Source organism: Enterobacter sp. 237C8, assembly GCF_034106865.1.
GTDB lineage: Bacteria > Pseudomonadota > Gammaproteobacteria > Enterobacterales > Enterobacteriaceae > Enterobacter > Enterobacter asburiae_B.
Window position 1 is genome coordinate 1,021,883 of the sequence record NZ_JAWNDF010000001.1, and the last position, 16,997, is coordinate 1,038,879.

Here is a 16,997-nt window from a genome sequence, read left to right on the forward strand (position 1 = left end):
GGTCTAATGCAAGCGAGTTTACTGGCGACATGCGCTCAGTATATCCAGCTGCGGTTGATAAACGGTTGATTTCACGTCCATCATACCCAATACGGTTGAGAATAAATTGTCCTGGGAAACCGCATTTTTTGCTGCATTGTCGCGCAAACACTGTTCGTTGACGCCAAAGTTTTTCGCGTAATCCGGTGACAGCCAGAACATAAACGGAATATGCGTTTGCTGCTCCGGTGCCAGCATGTACGGCGTGCCGTGCAGATAAATACCGCTTTCGCCCAGCGATTCACCGTGATCTGAGAGATAAATCAGCGCGGTGTTCATGCTCGACTGGCGCGCTTTCAGCGCATCAATGGTTTTACTGACCATGCTGTCGGTATAGAGGATAGTGTTGTCATAGGTATTGATCAGCGCCTGATGGTCGCAATCCTGAATTTCATTGGTATCGCAGGTTGGGGTGAATTTACGGAAGTTGTCCGGGTAACGGCGATAGTATGCCGGACCGTGGCTCCCCATCAGGTGGATAACCAGCACCGTATCTTGCTTCACGCCATCCAGCACGTTGTCCAGACGATAAAAGTTCACATCGTCAATACAGGATTTGTCTTTGCAGAACTGATCCAGCTGCCACTGCGTCATGTCGGTATGGGGCACGCGATCGCAGGCACCTTTACAGCCGCCGTCGTTGTCGCGCCACAGCAGGTTGATACCCGCATGCTTAAGCACGTCGAGTAGCCCCTCGCGATGGTGAGCCAGGTCGGCATCGTATTTGCTGCGCGTCATGCCGGAGAACATGCACGGAACGGAAACCGCGGTTTCGGTACCACATGAGGAGGCCTGCGGGAAGTTAATCACGTCCTGCTTTTTCAGCTCCGGGTTGGTTTCGCGTTCGTAACCGTTCAGGGAGTAGTTTGCCGCGCGAGAGGCTTCGCCGACGACAAGCACCAGAACGGTTTTCTTTTGTTGGCCGGTAATCAGTGACCCTTTGTGGGCATCTTCACCAATGCGCACCAGCGTTTGATCGCCGGCAAACCAGCGCATTTTGCTGTACTTCACCACGGCGCTAACATAGTTCGCTGGGGTGACCATTTTGACGATGCTTTTGTTATTGCGGAACAGCGACGCGTAATCTTTATAAAACAGCGCGGCAATCAGGATAATCACCAGCAGAGCGCCGAGCATCGCGGCAACGCGTGTCAGCAGCGCGTACCACCATTTTCCGGTACGAATCCGGGTCAACGCCAGCACCACGGAAGGCACGAGGCCGGCTATGACAATCCACAGAATCATCTGCGGGGTCACCAGGGCGGTCGCTTCCTGAGAGTTGGTTTCGAACACGTTCACAATCATGTTCTGGTCGATCACCGCGCCGTAGGTATACATGAAATAGGTCGCCGCGGCGCATCCGATCGTCAATACAATCAGCAGCGGCTTGCGGAGATACGGGATGTTAAGCAGGCTAAAGACAATCACCCAGCCGCAAAACAGCACCAGCGGGACGGAGGCGGCAAAGAGGAAGTCGTGCAGATGCACTGGGCCGATAATGGCCCAGCTGCGCTGGATAAACAGCCCGTTCAGCAGAGTAAAAAAGAGTGCACAGCCCAGAGTAAATTTAATGTCGTTACATTGTAACTTTCTGATTAACCACATCGATCGGTAAACCCGTTATTGTCATGATGGGCCGAGTATAGAGAGGGAAGATTAGTGAAACCTTAATGCCACAAATCTGTGATACGGCCTTGCACGCGGCGCGATTAACGTCTTCACTGTAGGTGAGAGTAGCTATCGGGAGGTGAGTGTGGCAGAGCAGCTGGAGTTTTTCCCCATCCAGAGCCCGTGCCGGGGTATTTGTCAGGTCGATGAACGCGGATATTGCCGCGGGTGCATGCGTACCCGCGATGAGCGTTTTAACTGGCAAAACTTTAGCGACACGCAAAAGCAGGAGGTGTTACGCCTCTGCCGACAGCGTCTTCTGCGCAAAATACGCGCAAACAAAGCGGGTGAGACCGAAGAACCCCAGCAACCTTCACTTTTTTAACACGGTAATTGCGTATACTCATGACATTACGTCCTTGAGGAAAATGTTATGGTTCAGCGAATTACCCTTGCCCCCCAGGGGCCAGAATTCTCCCGTTTTGTGATGGGCTACTGGCGTCTGATGGACTGGAATATGTCCCCCCTCCAGCTGGCGAGCTTTATTGAAGAGCACCTCGATTTAGGCATCACCACGGTCGATCATGCGGATATTTACGGTGGCTACCAGTGCGAGGCCTCGTTCGGCGAGGCGCTTAAGCTTGTTCCGGCCCTGCGCGACCGCATGGAGATCGTCACGAAGTGTGGGATTGCCACCACGGCAAAACCTGAACATGCCCTCGGTCATTACATTACCGACAGCGCGCATATCATCAAGAGCGCCGAGCAGTCGCTGATCAATCTGGCGACCGATCGTATCGATCTGCTGTTAATCCATCGCCCCGACCCGCTGATGGATGCCGATGAGGTGGCGGAAGCCTTCCTGAACCTGCATCAGAGTGGAAAAGTGCGTCACTTCGGCGTCTCTAACTTTACCCCGGCACAGTTTGCGCTGCTTCAGTCTCGTCTGCCGTTCACCCTCGCCACCAACCAGGTTGAGATCTCCCCGGTACACCAGCCGCTGCTGCTGGATGGTACGCTCGATCAGCTGCAGCAGCTGCGCATTCGCCCGATGGCGTGGTCCTGCCTGGGGGGCGGACGTCTGTTTAATGATGAGGAATTCCAGCCGCTGCGCAACGAGCTTGAAACCATCGCCCGCGAACTGAACGCGGAGAGCATCGAACAGGTGGTTTACGCATGGATCCTGCGCCTGCCGTCAAAACCGCTGCCCATTATCGGCTCCGGCAAAATAGAACGCGTGCGTTCTGCACTGGCCGCTGAAGAGCTGCAGATGACCCGTCAGCAGTGGTTCCGCATCCGTAAGGCCGCGCTGGGTTACGACGTACCATAAACCGCCTGAAGGTGGCTTTCCGGTGAAATCTTTGCCCCTGGTATACACTTAAGGGGCAAAAAATAACCCGCGGAGGTCACTATGAAGCGTTTTGCTCTGGCACTGGTCACGCTGGTTGTTTGCGCAGGGGCGCAGGCAGCCAGTGACGAAGTGGAAATGAATCTCGTCACCCCACATGGTGTGGGTCAGTCCATCGGAACGGTGAAAATCACTGAAACCGATAAAGGGCTGGAGTTCGCCCCCAACCTCAAAGCCCTCCCTCCCGGTGAACATGGTTTCCATGTTCATGCCAAAGGCAGCTGTCAGCCCGCTTTAAAAGAAGGTAAACCGTCTGCGGCGGAAGCGGCAGGAGGGCACCTCGATCCGCAGCATTCCGGCAAGCATGAAGGCCCGGATGGAATGGGGCATTTAGGCGATCTGCCTGTGCTGGTGGTGAATAACGACGGTAAAGCCACCGATCCTGTTGTCGCGCCGCGACTGAAAAAGCTGGATGAGGTGAAAGGCAAGGCGCTGATGATCCATGTCGGCGGCGACAATATGTCCGATCGGCCTAAACCGCTTGGCGGTGGCGGAGCACGCTATGCGTGCGGCGTGATCTGATCTCCAATCGTTCCCGGTGGCGGTGCCTGTTCCAGCTGCGACAGCGAGCAGTGCAGGCGCCAGATTATCGAGGCCAAATCACGGGCTGCGGGCAGATGATGCTGTGCAAGCGTATCGCAGATCCGCTGCAGTTCATTCAGCGTGGCTTCCAGCGGCCGCTGCTCGACACCGCGCTCGCTCATTACATCGCGCAGCAGGGAGATGCAAACATCACGAACCTGCGACAGCGGATCGGAACGCGTTTCCCACGCGCGCAGCTGCCAGACCACGTGCGAGCAGTTTAACAGCACCACGCCCCAGCGCAGCAGCCAGCGCCGGGACAGCGCGTCCTGGCTGTTATTCAGCTGGCTGACGTGATGATAGACCAGCGATTCATACTCGTTTTCGCTCAGATGCGGTTTACGGCTGAGCTGGTCGACAAACCCTCTGCGTAGCTCCCGGATATGCCTGCGGCTCTTGCGTGCATCGGAGCCGGGACGTAACACCGCGAAAGCCAGCCACGCCAGCCCCACGCCCAGGATCTTCGCCAGGTTGTCATTGAGAAAATCGGCGTAATCATAAACAGGTGGATTCGTCACGGAGATAAACGAGCCCATAAAGACAATCAGCTGTCCCCAGAGGCCCGCCAGCTTAGGCATTTGCAGCTTCAGAAGCTGCATGGTGGTCAACAGGGGAAACAGGAACAGCAGGAACTGCCACAGATCGCTTATCTGCACCATCAGGCCAAACTTCACCACGAAGCTGAACAGCGACAGCAGCACCAGCGTGCGCAGCAGCAGCGTAAGCGAGTTGAACGGCGAGGCCGCGACGGAATAAAGCACGCAGCTGATGGCGGCAAGCGTCAGGGCCGCCGTACCGGACTCCCACTGCGTGGTAATACTCCACGCCCCCACCAGCATCAGCGCACAGAAGGTGCGAAAACCGCCCCACAGCGCTTCAAGATAGTCGGTATGGCGCGCAAGTGCCGGGCTGCCGGGGACGTTGAACTCCGTCAATGGTGTCGCGTTTTCGACGGCCGTAATCCAGCGGCTGCTGCGCAGGTACAGCCGACAAAAGTAATTCAGGCGCTGCCAGAAGGCGCGATGGCGGTAGTCGTACTCATCAACCGGAGCAAGCGGGGCGATAATCCGCGCTACGGTGTAAATGTCCGCATCCGGGCGCGCAAGGGCCGCGAGAAGCGTTTCAATCACGGCTCGGGTATTTTCAGGCGGCGTCGGCCAGTTGAGCAGCATCCGGCGCAGGCTGGAGATGGCGCTGGTCATGCGCAGCTGCTGGTGCAGCAGATAGTTAAGCAGGGTGTTCTGGCGGCGAAAGCGGTAGTGGCTCCAGAACGCCTGAATGCGCAGCAGATTCATCGTCAGGATCTGTCCGATCACCTTTTCATGCGCGAGGCGGATATCGTCGCTGGTATCCGGTTGCCACAGCAGGCTGGCGTGTTCCAGTAACCGGGTATGCATGGTTTTCAGCGCGGTGATGAGCGCGGTGCCGTCGGATGTGCTGGGGAGGATCATCATCATGAAGCCGCCGCTGAGGATCCCGACAATCACTTCACAGACGCGCGCCTGCGCAATATCCCACAGCTCGGTGGTGTCGAGCACGTTAACCACCGGAAAGGCGATGATGGCGGCGGTATAGCCCGCCAGCTGAAACGCGTAGGCGACGTTATTGGTAAAATGGGCGCAGGCCCAGGTACAGCACCCCAGCCATGCCGCCATGCTCAGCATGAACAGCCACGGATCGTTCAGCGTATGGCCCGCGATAATTAACGCCGCGGTGGCGCCCAGCAGGCTGCCCGCGATGCGGCCAAGACTTTTACTGATCACCCCGCCGACCGTCGGAAAACTGACCACCGCCGCAGACGTCATCGCCCAGTAGGGCTCATCCAGGTTCAGGTAATAAGCCACAGTCAGCGCAAGACACATGGCAATGCCGTTACGCAGCGCGTAGCGCCACTGGGGACGCGTTGCTTTCATCCACGGCGTGTTTTGCCAGGAGAGACCCTGCAGCTTCATCACCGGTTTCCGATGGAGACAGTGCAGGTTGTGCCGGACACCAGGGTAATGTCCTCCGGTAAGCGGTCAAACTCCACGCGAACCGGAACGCGCTGGGCCAGACGCACCCAGGGAACGTTCGGCTTTATGTCCGGCACCAGGCCTGAATCCGTTTCAACACTTTGATCGTAAATGGCGCGGCCAATGCTGGACACGTGACCCTGTAACTTTTGAGAGCCGCTGTAAAGCGTTATTGCGGCTGGCGAACCCTCGCGAATATGCCGAAGCTTGGTCTCTTCGAAATAGCCCACGACGTAGAAGGAGTGGCTGTCGACGAGGGCGAATATCGGTTGTCCCGTGGTGGCATAATTCCCCACGCGGGCCGAGAGGTTGGTCACCCATCCATCAACAGGTGCCGTAATCACGGTTTGGGTCAGTTGCCACTGCGCCTGCTTCAGCGTCGCCTCCGCCACGTTGACGTTAGCCTGCATCGCCTTAACGTTGATATTGGCAGTGTCTAAATCTTCCGCTGAGATGTAGTTTTGCGACAGGTGGCGGCGGCGGTTGGCCTCGTTGTTGGCCTTTGCCAGATCCGACTGGGCTTTAGCCAGCTGCGCCTGGGCGTTCAGGATCGCAATGTGGTACGGGGTGTCGTCGATGCGGAATAAAATGTCTCCCTTTTTGACGAACTGGTTATCCTTAACCAACAGCGTCGTAATACTTCCCGACACCTGAGGGGTAATGCTGACCTGCTCAGCGCGGACTTTGCCGTCACGCGTCCAGGGCGACTGCATATAAAAATTCCACATCCACCAGCCCGCAACCAGCGCGAGGGCAAGGACCAACAGGGTGGAAAAGTACTTTAGCGTTTTCAGGGACATATTCACCACACAGTCAAAACGGCAAGGCCCAGGCATACGGAAAGGGCAAACAGGGAAAGATCCATCAGCATGGGATGCCAGATTTCGCCGGAGTACATCCAGTCGCGAAGCAGGCGATGCGCGATGAGCCAGAGGATAAAGCCCACCAGAACGGCCTTAAACAGAGGAGGAAAGTAGACTGACGCACCGAAGATCAGGTCCTGAAGGGGTAAACCCTCTGAGCGATGAAAAAACGTCACGGGCAGAAATCCTTTGCAGTGAACAGAATGCCGCGTTGGCTTGTCTTAGTATGATGAAGCATCACAATTCAGTGTAAGTCATACTTTTAAGTTCGATGAATGCAGTATTGCATTTGTTTTGGCAATACAAATGCTGCACACTATTCTAAAATCAGTATAATAACTTAGCAAGCTAATTATAAGGAGATGAAATTGGAATCGCCATTAGGTTCTGATCTGGCAAGGTTGGTACGCGTCTGGCGTGCTCTGATTGACCATCGCCTGAAACCTCTGGAACTCACACAGACGCATTGGGTCACGCTGCACAACATTCATCAGCTGCCGCCCGAACAGTCGCAAATTCAACTGGCAAAAGCGATAGGGATTGAGCAACCGTCGCTGGTGCGCACGCTTGACCAGCTGGAAGAGAAGGGGTTGATCTCGCGGCAAACCTGCGCCAGCGATCGTCGCGCCAAGCGGATTAAACTCACCGAGAAAGCGGCGCCTATCATCACGGAAATGGAAGCCGTGATCACTAAGACGCGCGGTGAAATCCTGTCAGGCGTTTCACCGGCGGAGCTGGAAATGCTCATCAGCCTCATTGGGCGCCTTGAGCAAAACATCCATGAGCTACAGTCGCGCGACTGACAAACAACAAGGCCTTGCAGCAGCAAGGCCTTTTTTTTACTTAAAGACGACAACGCGGTTACGGCCCGTCTCCTTCGCTTCATACATCGCTTTGTCGGCATTTTCCACGCACGTTTCTGCGGCTATTGCGGGTGACGTTGCCGTAAATACCCCCATGCTGATGGTGATTGGCTCCGGTAGTTGACCGCCGCTGCTGGCGTTATCGAAGCTGCTCAGATTTAACCGTATGCGTTCCGCCACCTGATACGCCGCGTCTGATGAGGTGTTGGCCAGCATCAGAACAAACTCCTCACCACCGATACGGGCCGCGATGTCCTGGGGGCGCACGGAATCCATCAGCAGATTAGCGACAAACTGCAGGACCTTGTCGCCCTGAAGATGCCCGTAGGTGTCGTTGATACGCTTGAAGCGATCGAGATCGCTGACGATGACGGAAACCGGACGGCTGGGTTTGGCGATATCCAGCGCCTGCTTTAATGTTTCATAAAAATAACTGCGGTTATACAGGCGCGTCAGCGGGTCGCGAATGGAGTTCTGGTAAGACTGCTGATACTTAACGTGCGAGTCGCGATACAGCCTGAAAACATCGTAGAGAAGAACAAAAATGATCATCAGCGTGGCGACGGTTTCAAATAAGCGAGCGCGATACCAGGAGACATCTTCAACATGTCCACCCACTAACAGCATTGAGAGCGTGACGATATAGCAGACGCACAGAAAATTACCGCCCACCCAGAATAAGTTGCGTATGCGCGTAATAAACATCAGCGTGGCTAATGTGACCACCCAGAGTGCAATCAATGCAATATTAATAAAGTGGCTCCAGAGAACCATAAACTCACGGGTTTCATTATCAACAAGATCAATGGATAAAATGGAAGAATGACTGGAATACATCCAGGCCAACCCTACAGTAAAAGCGGTAAAGAGAAACTCGCCGCTCACAATAGCAATATGCGCCAGCCGCGAAAGGGGACAATTGCGCGTGGTATAAAGTATTGCCGAAACGATTATTAGCACCGCCATTAAGAGATGGCGGAACATATAGAAGATCATCGCATCGTTGTAGTTCACCGCGTTGAACTGATAGAGGTCCAGCCAGGCGGGAAAGCTGCACAGCGTTCCGACCATCAGCGATGCCGACCCGGCAAAGGCAAAAGCAAGCGATACCAGATACAACCGTTTTCGGTCACACCAGTATTTCATTGCCATAAAGCAGGCAATAAACAGGTCAAACACCAGTAAAAAAATGGTGAGCGTAGGGAACAAGTGAGACGAAAAGGTAGGAACCCATTCGGCAATTTTTGAAAACAGGGCGTGTAAGATGCCGATAACAGCAATACAACCTAGACAGAACGAGATATAACGGCCCTTTACAGAACGGCGATTCGCAAACATATATGGTTTTAATGACTTTATAATGAATTAAGGTGAGGGTATTGCGAAGAGTATAATCAATTAGCACGCTAAATACTTTGCGCAGAAACAATATATGACGTGGTTAATAATGGGTGGGGTGAATGTATTTTGTAAATATATTTGTGGGAGTGATAAATAATGTAAATGGATGTGGCCTGATGACCACATCCATTTTTAATTAACGTGGAGAAACGGTCACCTGACTTCCGTTGCTTGCCAGAACAACGCGCTGGCCTGCAGAGAAGCGAGTGCTGCCTTGTTTCTGAACAACCATGATCGTGCTGCCGTCGTCTTTACGAATTTCCAACTCTACGCCCTGGGTTTTGTTCATCGCACCCTGAACGCCCTGGCCGGCTACGCCACCCGCAACGGCGCCTGCGGCCGTTGCCAGCGAGCGACCTGTACCGCCGCCGACGGTATTACCGAGGAAACCACCCAGCACGGCACCGCCGATTGCGCCCATCACGTTGCTTTCATCACCACCCTGGATCTGTACAGGGCGTGCGTTAACAACGGTACCGTAAGTCACGTTCTGAACCTGTTTCGCTTCAGAAGCGCTGTAAACGTCGCCAGAAAGTGAACTGTCATTCACACAGCCAGCCAGAGTTAAACCAATCAGCGAAACGCCCAGTACACGTAAAATCATTTGAATCTCCTGTTCACCAAAAACGCCCGATTGGGGGCATCCGTTATGGCTAAATTATATGGCATAAGGGGCCATAGTTCATATCTTTGCACTAACAATAAGAAAATTGTACTTGAATTTGACTTAACGAGACATAAACAGGATCCGCCCGTGTTACCCGTCTGACATTGTTAAAAAATATTATCGCCGGATGGCAAAGCTGCGCCGTTTATGGTTGAGTGGATATCCTTAGCCCACGCAACGTAAGGAAAGCGCATGAAATCGGGTCGCTACATTGGTGTGATGTCAGGCACCAGTCTGGATGGGGTAGATGTCGTTCTGGCCGCCATTGACGAAAACATGGTGGCGCAGCAGGCGAGCCTGACCTGGCCAATCCCCATTTCACTGAAAGAGGATATTCTGAGTATCTGTCAGGGGCAGCAGCTGACCCTCTCCCAGCTTGGACAGCTTGATGTTCGCCTGGGGGCGCTATTTGCGGATGCAGTGCAGGCTTTGATGCAAAAAGAACATCTTCGCCCGCAGGATGTGGTGGCCATCGGCTGTCACGGACAAACGGTCTGGCATGAGCCCGGCGGAGATGCCCCGCATACCCTGCAAATCGGCGATAACAACCAGATTGTGGCGAAAACGGGCGTGACTGTGGTAGGCGATTTCCGTCGTCGCGATATCGCCCTTGGCGGGCAGGGAGCGCCGCTGGTACCCGCGTTCCATCAGGCGTTACTGGCGCACCCTACAGAACGTCGCATGGTGCTCAATATTGGTGGGATTGCCAACCTGTCAATGCTCATCCCGGGACAGCCCGTCCGCGGCTACGATACCGGCCCGGGCAATATGTTAATGGATGCCTGGATCTGGCGGCAGTGCGGACAACCGTATGATAAAAACGCCGAGTGGGCGAGCGGGGGGAAAGTGATTATTCCGCTGCTGCAGTCGATGCTAAGCGATCCTTATTTTGCCCTGCCGGCCCCCAAGAGTACGGGGCGTGAATACTTCAATCTGGGCTGGCTTGAGCGTCAGCTGGCGCCATTCCCGGCGCTCGCACCGCAGGATGTCCAGGCGACGCTTGCCGAGCTGACGGCCGTGTCGATCTCCGAACAGGTTCTGCTCAGCGGCGGATGTGAACGCCTGCTGGTGTGCGGCGGAGGAAGCCGAAACCCGCTGGTGATGGCGCGTCTTGCGGGGCTACTGTCGGGTACCGAAGTGACCACGACCGACGAGGCAGGCATCAGCGGGGATGATATGGAGGCGCTGGCCTTCGCCTGGCTTGCCTGGCGCACCATTGCCGGACTGCCGGGCAACTTGCCGTCGGTGACCGGCGCGCGTGAGGCGAGCGTCCTCGGGGCGATTTTCCCGGCAAATCCTCGTCATAATCAGAGTTAACTGAAATTCAGCGCGGCGCGTCATCGTTAGAATGGAACGAAACAGGAGGGCAGCCATGCCCTCCAGGACCAGGAAAGTCTTCGGAATACGCCCATGAAAAAACTTCTTCTTATTGCCGCGCCTTTATTGCTGTCAGGATGCAGCGTCTATAACCAGCTTCTTGAGCGCATGCAGACCGATACGCTGGAGTATCGCTGCGATGAAAAACCGCTGACCGTCAAGCTGAATAACCCACGTCAGGAAGCCAGTTTTGTTTATGACAATAAATTGCTGACGCTGAAGCAGGGGATGTCAGCTTCCGGCGCACGTTATTCCGACGGTATCTACGTCTTCTGGTCGAAAGGCGACAGCGCCACGGTCTACAAACGCGACCGCATTGTGCTGAACAATTGCCAGCTCGAAAATCCGAAGCGTTGAGATTTTTACAGGGGCGGCGCACAATAGCGCCACCCACTCTCAATGTCAGCTAACGCCATGTCAGATAACGACGAACTGCAGCAAATTGCGCATCTGCGCCGTGAATACACTAAAGGCGGCCTGCGTCGCCAGGATCTTCCCGCTGAGCCCCTCGTGCTTTTTGAACGCTGGCTGAAACAGGCCTGCGAAGCGAAACTCGCCGACCCAACCGCCATGGTTGTCGCGACGGTGGATGAAAACGGCCAACCTTATCAGCGCATCGTATTGCTCAAGCATTATGACGAGAAAGGGCTGGTGTTCTATACCAACCTCGGTAGCCGTAAGGCGCACCATTTAGAAAACAATCCGCGTATCAGCCTGCTGTTTCCCTGGCACATGCTGGAACGTCAGGTAATGGTCACCGGCAAGGCGGAACGTCTCTCGACGCTGGAAGTGGTGAAGTATTTCCACAGCCGCCCGCGCGACAGCCAGATTGGCGCCTGGGTATCAAAACAGTCCAGCCGAATTTCCGCCCGCGGCGTGCTGGAAAGTAAATTCCTGGAGCTGAAACAGAAGTTCCAGCAGGGTGAAATTCCTCTGCCAAGCTTCTGGGGCGGTTTCCGCATCCCGATTGAGCAGATGGAGTTCTGGCAGGGGGGCGAACATCGCCTGCACGACCGCTTTTTATACCAGCGCGAGAATGGCGGCTGGAAAATCGACAGACTGGCACCGTAATCCCCGAAATTTGTTGATTTAAGCGCTAGCGCACACCGCGCTTGCGCTTTATTCTATTGTCCTTTCGCATCAGGCGAAAAGTCGTGTACCGGCAAAGGTGCAGTCGTTTATACATGGAGAATTTGATGGCAAGCAGTAACTTGATTAAACAATTGCAAGAGCGGGGCCTCGTGGCCCAGGTGACGGACGAGGAAGCGTTAGCAGAGCGACTGGCGCAAGGCCCGATCGCGCTCTATTGCGGCTTCGATCCCACCGCTGACAGCTTGCATTTGGGGCATCTTGTTCCATTGTTATGCCTGAAACGCTTCCAGATGGCGGGCCATAAGCCTGTTGCGCTGGTGGGCGGCGCGACCGGCCTGATTGGTGACCCAAGCTTTAAAGCCGCTGAGCGTAAACTGAATACCGAAGATACCGTGCAGGAGTGGGTGGATAAGATCCGCAAACAGGTTGCACCATTCCTCGACTTCAACTGTGGTGAAAACTCTGCCATTGCCGCGAACAACTACGACTGGTTTGGCAGCATGAACGTGCTGACCTTCCTGCGCGACATCGGCAAGCACTTCTCTGTTAACCAGATGATTAACAAAGAGGCCGTGAAGCAGCGTCTGAACCGTGACGACCAGGGTATCTCCTTTACCGAGTTCTCCTACAACCTGCTGCAGGGTTATGACTTTGCCTGCCTGAACAAGCTGCACGGCGTTTCCCTGCAGATTGGCGGTTCCGATCAGTGGGGTAACATCACCTCCGGTATCGACCTGACCCGTCGTCTGCACCAGAACCAGGTCTTCGGTCTGACCGTTCCGCTGATCACCAAGGCAGACGGCACCAAATTTGGGAAAACCGAAGGCGGCGCGGTATGGCTCGATCCGAAGAAAACCAGCCCGTACAAATTCTACCAGTTCTGGATCAACACGGCGGATGCCGATGTTTACCGCTTCCTGAAGTTCTTCACCTTTATGGACATCGAAGACATCAACGCGCTGGAAGAAGAAGACAAAAACAGCGGTAAAGCACCGCGCGCCCAGTATGTGCTGGCGGACGAAGTGACCAAACTGGTTCACGGTGAAGAAGGTCTGGCCGCGGCAAAACGTATTACCGCAAGCCTGTTCAACGGTACCCTGAGCGATCTGAGCGAAGCGGACTTCGAACAGCTGGCGCAGGACGGCGTGCCAATGGTTGAGATGGAAAAAGGGGCTGACCTGATGCAGGCGCTGGTGGACTCTGAGCTCCAGCCTTCGCGCGGTCAGGCGCGTAAAACTATCGCCTCTAACGCTATCACCATCAACGGCGAGAAACAGGCTGACCCGGAATACACCTTCGTTGACGGTGACCGTCTGTATGGTCGCTACACGCTGCTGCGTCGCGGTAAGAAAAACTACTGCCTTGTCTGCTGGAAATAATTAACAGTCTCCAGGGGCGTGGGAAACCACGCCCCTTTTGTTTTTTCAGGGTTTGGTAAGAAAAAAATGAAGAACATCCTCGCCATTCAGTCCCACGTTGTTTTTGGACACGCTGGCAATAGCGCCGCGGAATTCCCGATGCGTCGCCTCGGCGTCAACGTCTGGCCCCTTAATACCGTGCAGTTCTCTAACCACACGCAATACGGCAAATGGACCGGCTGCGTAATGCCACCTTCGCACCTCACCGAGGTTGTGCAGGGGATTGCCGATATCGACCAGCTCAGACGCTGTGACGCCGTGCTGAGCGGCTACCTCGGCTCAGCGGAGCAGGGGGAGCATATCCTCGGCATCGTACGTCAGGTGAAAGCCGCAAACCCGGCGGCAAAATACTTCTGCGACCCCGTCATGGGCCATCCGGAGAAAGGCTGTATCGTGGCGCCAGGCGTCGCAGAGTTTCACGTCCGCCACGCGCTGCCCGCCAGCGATATCATTGCGCCAAACCTGGTCGAGCTCGAAATTCTCTGCGAGCGTCCGGTTAACAGCGTAGAAGAGGCGGTAAGCGCGTCTCGCGAACTGATCGCTCAGGGGCCTGAGGTGGTGCTGGTAAAACATCTCGCCCGCGCAGGGCTGAGTCAGGACCGTTTTGAGATGCTTCTGGTGACGAAAGATGACGCCTGGCATATTAGCCGTCCGCTGGTGGATTTCGGCCTGCGCCAGCCGGTTGGGGTCGGAGATGTTACGAGTGGTCTGCTGCTGGTGAAATTACTGCAGGGGGCGACCATACGTGACGCGCTGGAACACGTTACCGCGGCGGTGTACGAAATCATGATTGCGACGAAAGAGATGCAGGAATATGAACTGCAGGTGGTTGCGGCACAGGATCGTATCGCGAAGCCGGAGCACTATTTCAGCGCAACCCGGTTATAACCGGCCAAAACGTGTAGGCCGGGTAAGCGTTAGCGCCACCCGGCAACACAGGCCGCTCGGTTAATTCAACCCTTCCGCTTTCAGCGCCGCAGCCACTGCAGGACGCTCTGCCACGCGTTTCATATACAATGCGATATGGTCTAACCCTTCCAGGTTCAGCTTAACCGCGCGCGCCCAGCGCAGCACGGTAAACAGATACGCATCGGCAATCGTGAAGCGCGAACCACAAATCCACTGTTCGTCTTTCAGCGATTCGTTAACGTACTGCAGCTTTTTCTCAAGAAGCGCACGCAGGGTCGGTTTGAACTCCTCTGGCGTATCCGGGCGGAACAACGGCGTAAATCCTTTGTGCAGTTCGGTCGCAATGTAGTTGAGCCATTCCAGCGTCTTATAGCGAGAAATGGTACTGACCGGAGCCAGCAGCTGGCGATCGGGTACGCTATCGGCCAGGAACTGCATAATCGCGACGCCTTCGGTCAGCAGAGTACCGTCATCCAGCAAGAGCGCCGGAACTTGTCCCTTGGGGTTAATGGCAAGAAAATCATCGCCATTTTCCAGACGCTTTATCATCAGATCAACGCCGTCCAGCGTGAAATCTTTGCCGCTCTCGCGCAGGGTGATATGGGAAGCAAGAGAGCACGCGCCCGGTTTGTAGAACAGTTTCATCGGTAACTCCTTTTTGCTGAGGTTTCAGCTATGTTAGTGCGCCAACGGACAAAAAAAAAGCCGCTAATACACTAGCGGCTTCTGTTCTGTCGTTTCTCAATAATCTTACGCGGTAGCGGTTTTGGTCGCTTCAGCCGTCTTGTCGTCGTCCTGAGTCATACGATTCAGTTTCGGCGCGGTCAGCAGCATCAGAACTGCAATAACCGCAGTCGCGATACCAATCTGCATGAACACGGTACCGTAGACGTTCAGGGAGACCAGTGGGTCAGTGACGTTTTCAGGCACAGCCATCAGGTTCGCAATTTTACCCGCAATGATTGCCGCACCGGCAGTGGTCAGGAACCAGCTACCCATAATGAAGCCCATCAGACGCTGTGGCACCAGCTGTGCAACCATCGCCAGACCCAGACCGGAGATCATCAGTTCACCGATAGACTGCAGCGCGTAGCTCAGGATCAGCCAGTTAACGGACACGATACCCGCGTCGGTGGCAAATTTGGTACCCAGCGGCAGCACCAGGAACGCGCCGGAGCACAGCACCATACCGATAGCAAACTTGTGCGGCATTGGCAGACGGTCGCCCATCTTGTTATAGATAGCGGCCAGAATCGGGCTACCAATCATGATCCAGAACGGGTTCAGCGCCTGATACTGTTCCGGCTCGAACGCGATGCCCAGAATTGAGTGCTCAACGTTACGAATGGCGAAGAAGTTCAGTGAGGTTGGCATCTGGCTGTACAGCACGAAGAAGATAATCGCTTCCAGCATCAGAATGAACGCCACAATCATCTTGCGACGGGCAGCACCCTGCATGGCGAACGCTTCTTTCGCAAAGATAACCACGATACCCAGCGCAACCACGCCCAGAACGGCACGGGCGATACCCTGGTTGTGCAGCAGCCAGGTGGCAATTGCCGCGAGGACAACAACGCCCACGATGGTGGCCAGCAGTTTGCCCATATGCACAGGCTCGAAGTCAGGTTTTGAACCGTAGTCTTTAACCCAGCTGCGGCAGAACAGGAAGTTCACCACGGTGATCAGCATGCCCACGAAGCTCAGCGCAAACGCCACGCTCCAGCCGAACTTCGCCGCGAGCCATGGGGTTGCCAGCATCGAGAAGAACGAACCGATGTTGATGGACATGTAGTACATGGTAAATGCACCGTCCAGGCGCGGATCGTCTTTGTTGTAGCAGGTAGAAAGCAGGGAGGACGGGTTCGCTTTGAACAGACCGTTACCGACGGCAATCGTCGCCATACCCATATACACGACAGCGGCATCATGCCCTGACCATGCAACCAGACCATAGCCAATCGCCAGGACAATGGCGCCCAGCATGATGACGCGTTTAGTCCCGAGGACTTTATCACCCAGCCAGCCGCCAATAGCGACCAGACCGTACACCAGAGCACTAAAGGAAGAGAACAGCGTGATGGAATCGGCTTCGGACATACCCAGCTGTTTTACCAGGTAAACCGCCATGATCCCTTGCAGGCCGTAATAACCAAAACGCTCCCATAACTCGATAGAGAAGATGAGATAGAACGCTTTAGGCTGTTTAAAAGCGTTAAGACTCACGCTTTCATCTGTTGGTTTATTGTTTGCAGTAGACACATATACCTCTTTTTTTACATCCCATATTAACGGGGGTGTTCATAGCGCGATGGCCATAGTCCATACGCCTTATAGTTATATTGGGAGGAGAAACGGCGGGTAATGTTCACTATCCTGCCCCATTTGGCAATACGTTTGTAATAATCTGTTACATATATCTGAAGTGGTATAATCGTCGGTTCATATAAATGTTATTCAGCGTTAAATTTCATACGATGAGTAAAGGTAGTTTTTTCGACTGGCATTAACCCACCGCGACCGGCTTTTGGCGATATGTTCTGCTATTTGCCGCTTAATGCAGTGATATGGGCCATATTCTGAAAAATAGCTGGTCTTATCTTCGGTGGTGGAAGGAGAGTATCTTGTCAGACAAAGGGTTTAGGCGGATTTTGACAACAAAAATTCAACATGAAGTTATCAGGGTGATCGCGATCACAGATGTATAGAAATTTTTGGCTATGAAAAAAGTATTAACCTGTTTGAGCGTTAAACAACCGAA

At 54.5% G+C, this 16,997-nt stretch carries 17 protein-coding genes; 9 read left to right on the forward strand and 8 right to left on the reverse strand.

What is annotated here, in order from left to right; translation table 11 throughout:
- Positions 1 to 18: 18 nt before the first annotated feature.
- A complete protein-coding gene (gene eptA / locus USF70_RS05020; RefSeq protein ID WP_039262332.1) occupies positions 19 to 1,644 on the reverse strand; it encodes a phosphoethanolamine transferase EptA in 1,626 nt (541 codons plus the stop codon).
- A 148-nt stretch (positions 1,645 to 1,792) separates the two neighbouring features.
- Between eptA and USF70_RS05025 the strand changes: the two genes are divergently transcribed.
- From USF70_RS05025 to sodC, 3 genes are all read left to right on the forward strand, one after another.
- Positions 1,793 to 2,032 (forward strand): DUF1289 domain-containing protein, encoded by a 240-nt coding sequence (locus tag USF70_RS05025; RefSeq protein WP_008500587.1) that lies wholly within the window; start codon positions 1,793 to 1,795, stop codon positions 2,030 to 2,032.
- A 48-nt stretch (positions 2,033 to 2,080) separates the two neighbouring features.
- Complete coding sequence (locus USF70_RS05030; RefSeq protein WP_320735333.1) at positions 2,081 to 2,977, forward strand: aldo/keto reductase family oxidoreductase; 897 nt, start codon at positions 2,081 to 2,083, stop codon at positions 2,975 to 2,977.
- 81 nt (positions 2,978 to 3,058) lie between these two features.
- On the forward strand, positions 3,059 to 3,577 hold the full coding sequence (sodC, locus tag USF70_RS05035) for a superoxide dismutase [Cu-Zn] SodC (RefSeq protein WP_213787981.1): 519 nt from the start codon (positions 3,059 to 3,061) through the stop codon (positions 3,575 to 3,577).
- Here sodC and USF70_RS05040 read toward each other — a convergent pair.
- The 3 genes from USF70_RS05040 to USF70_RS05050 are packed head-to-tail and all read right to left on the reverse strand — an operon-like array spanning position 3,556 to position 6,688.
- Positions 3,556 to 5,589 carry an FUSC family protein gene (locus USF70_RS05040; protein WP_320735334.1) on the reverse strand — a complete coding sequence of 678 codons (2,034 nt, stop codon included), beginning with the start codon at positions 5,587 to 5,589 and terminating at the stop codon, positions 3,556 to 3,558. The two genes, sodC and USF70_RS05040, sit on opposite strands and share 22 nt — an antisense overlap.
- Entirely contained in the window at positions 5,589 to 6,449 is an 861-nt protein-coding gene (locus tag USF70_RS05045) for an HlyD family secretion protein (RefSeq protein ID WP_087822437.1), read from the reverse strand. The genes USF70_RS05040 and USF70_RS05045 overlap by 1 nt, the downstream gene beginning before the upstream one ends.
- A 2-nt stretch (positions 6,450 to 6,451) precedes the next feature.
- Positions 6,452 to 6,688, reverse strand: a complete 237-nt coding sequence (locus USF70_RS05050; protein ID WP_032657739.1) for a DUF1656 domain-containing protein — start codon at positions 6,686 to 6,688, stop codon at positions 6,452 to 6,454.
- A 186-nt stretch (positions 6,689 to 6,874) separates the two neighbouring features.
- Here USF70_RS05050 and slyA point away from each other — a divergent pair, with 186 nt between their 5' ends.
- Positions 6,875 to 7,315: a transcriptional regulator SlyA gene (gene slyA, locus USF70_RS05055; protein WP_033145325.1), complete on the forward strand. Its 441-nt coding sequence runs from the start codon at positions 6,875 to 6,877 to the stop codon at positions 7,313 to 7,315.
- Between the two features lie 36 nt (positions 7,316 to 7,351).
- Here the strand turns inward: slyA and USF70_RS05060 are convergent, their stop codons facing one another.
- Both USF70_RS05060 and slyB read right to left on the reverse strand, forming a co-directional pair.
- A complete protein-coding gene (locus USF70_RS05060; RefSeq protein WP_087822439.1) occupies positions 7,352 to 8,713 on the reverse strand; it encodes a GGDEF domain-containing protein in 1,362 nt (453 codons plus the stop codon).
- Between the two features lie 199 nt (positions 8,714 to 8,912).
- Positions 8,913 to 9,380 carry an outer membrane lipoprotein SlyB gene (slyB, locus tag USF70_RS05065; protein ID WP_023311367.1) on the reverse strand — a complete coding sequence of 156 codons (468 nt, stop codon included), beginning with the start codon at positions 9,378 to 9,380 and terminating at the stop codon, positions 8,913 to 8,915.
- Positions 9,381 to 9,635: 255 nt separating this feature from the next.
- On the opposite strand from slyB, the gene anmK reads away from it, so the two are divergent.
- From anmK to pdxY, 5 genes are all read left to right on the forward strand, one after another.
- Positions 9,636 to 10,760, forward strand: a complete 1,125-nt coding sequence (gene anmK, locus USF70_RS05070; protein WP_087822440.1) for an anhydro-N-acetylmuramic acid kinase — start codon at positions 9,636 to 9,638, stop codon at positions 10,758 to 10,760.
- Positions 10,761 to 10,853: 93 nt separating this feature from the next.
- Positions 10,854 to 11,177, forward strand: a complete 324-nt coding sequence (gene mliC, locus USF70_RS05075; RefSeq protein ID WP_023311369.1) for a C-type lysozyme inhibitor — start codon at positions 10,854 to 10,856, stop codon at positions 11,175 to 11,177.
- 57 nt (positions 11,178 to 11,234) lie between these two features.
- Positions 11,235 to 11,891, forward strand: a complete 657-nt coding sequence (gene pdxH, locus USF70_RS05080; RefSeq protein ID WP_024909355.1) for a pyridoxamine 5'-phosphate oxidase — start codon at positions 11,235 to 11,237, stop codon at positions 11,889 to 11,891.
- Positions 11,892 to 12,016: 125 nt separating this feature from the next.
- A complete protein-coding gene (gene tyrS, locus USF70_RS05085) occupies positions 12,017 to 13,291 on the forward strand; it encodes a tyrosine--tRNA ligase (protein ID WP_033145328.1) in 1,275 nt (424 codons plus the stop codon).
- A 66-nt stretch (positions 13,292 to 13,357) separates the two neighbouring features.
- Positions 13,358 to 14,218: a pyridoxal kinase PdxY gene (gene pdxY, locus USF70_RS05090; RefSeq protein ID WP_039262324.1), complete on the forward strand. Its 861-nt coding sequence runs from the start codon at positions 13,358 to 13,360 to the stop codon at positions 14,216 to 14,218.
- 60 nt (positions 14,219 to 14,278) lie between these two features.
- Here pdxY and gstA read toward each other — a convergent pair whose 3' ends face one another.
- Entirely contained in the window at positions 14,279 to 14,884 is a 606-nt protein-coding gene (gene gstA, locus USF70_RS05095; protein ID WP_320735335.1) for a glutathione transferase GstA, read from the reverse strand.
- A 105-nt stretch (positions 14,885 to 14,989) separates the two neighbouring features.
- Entirely contained in the window at positions 14,990 to 16,498 is a 1,509-nt protein-coding gene (gene dtpA / locus USF70_RS05100) for a dipeptide/tripeptide permease DtpA (protein WP_033145330.1), read from the reverse strand.
- Between the last annotated feature and the right edge of the window lie 499 nt (positions 16,499 to 16,997).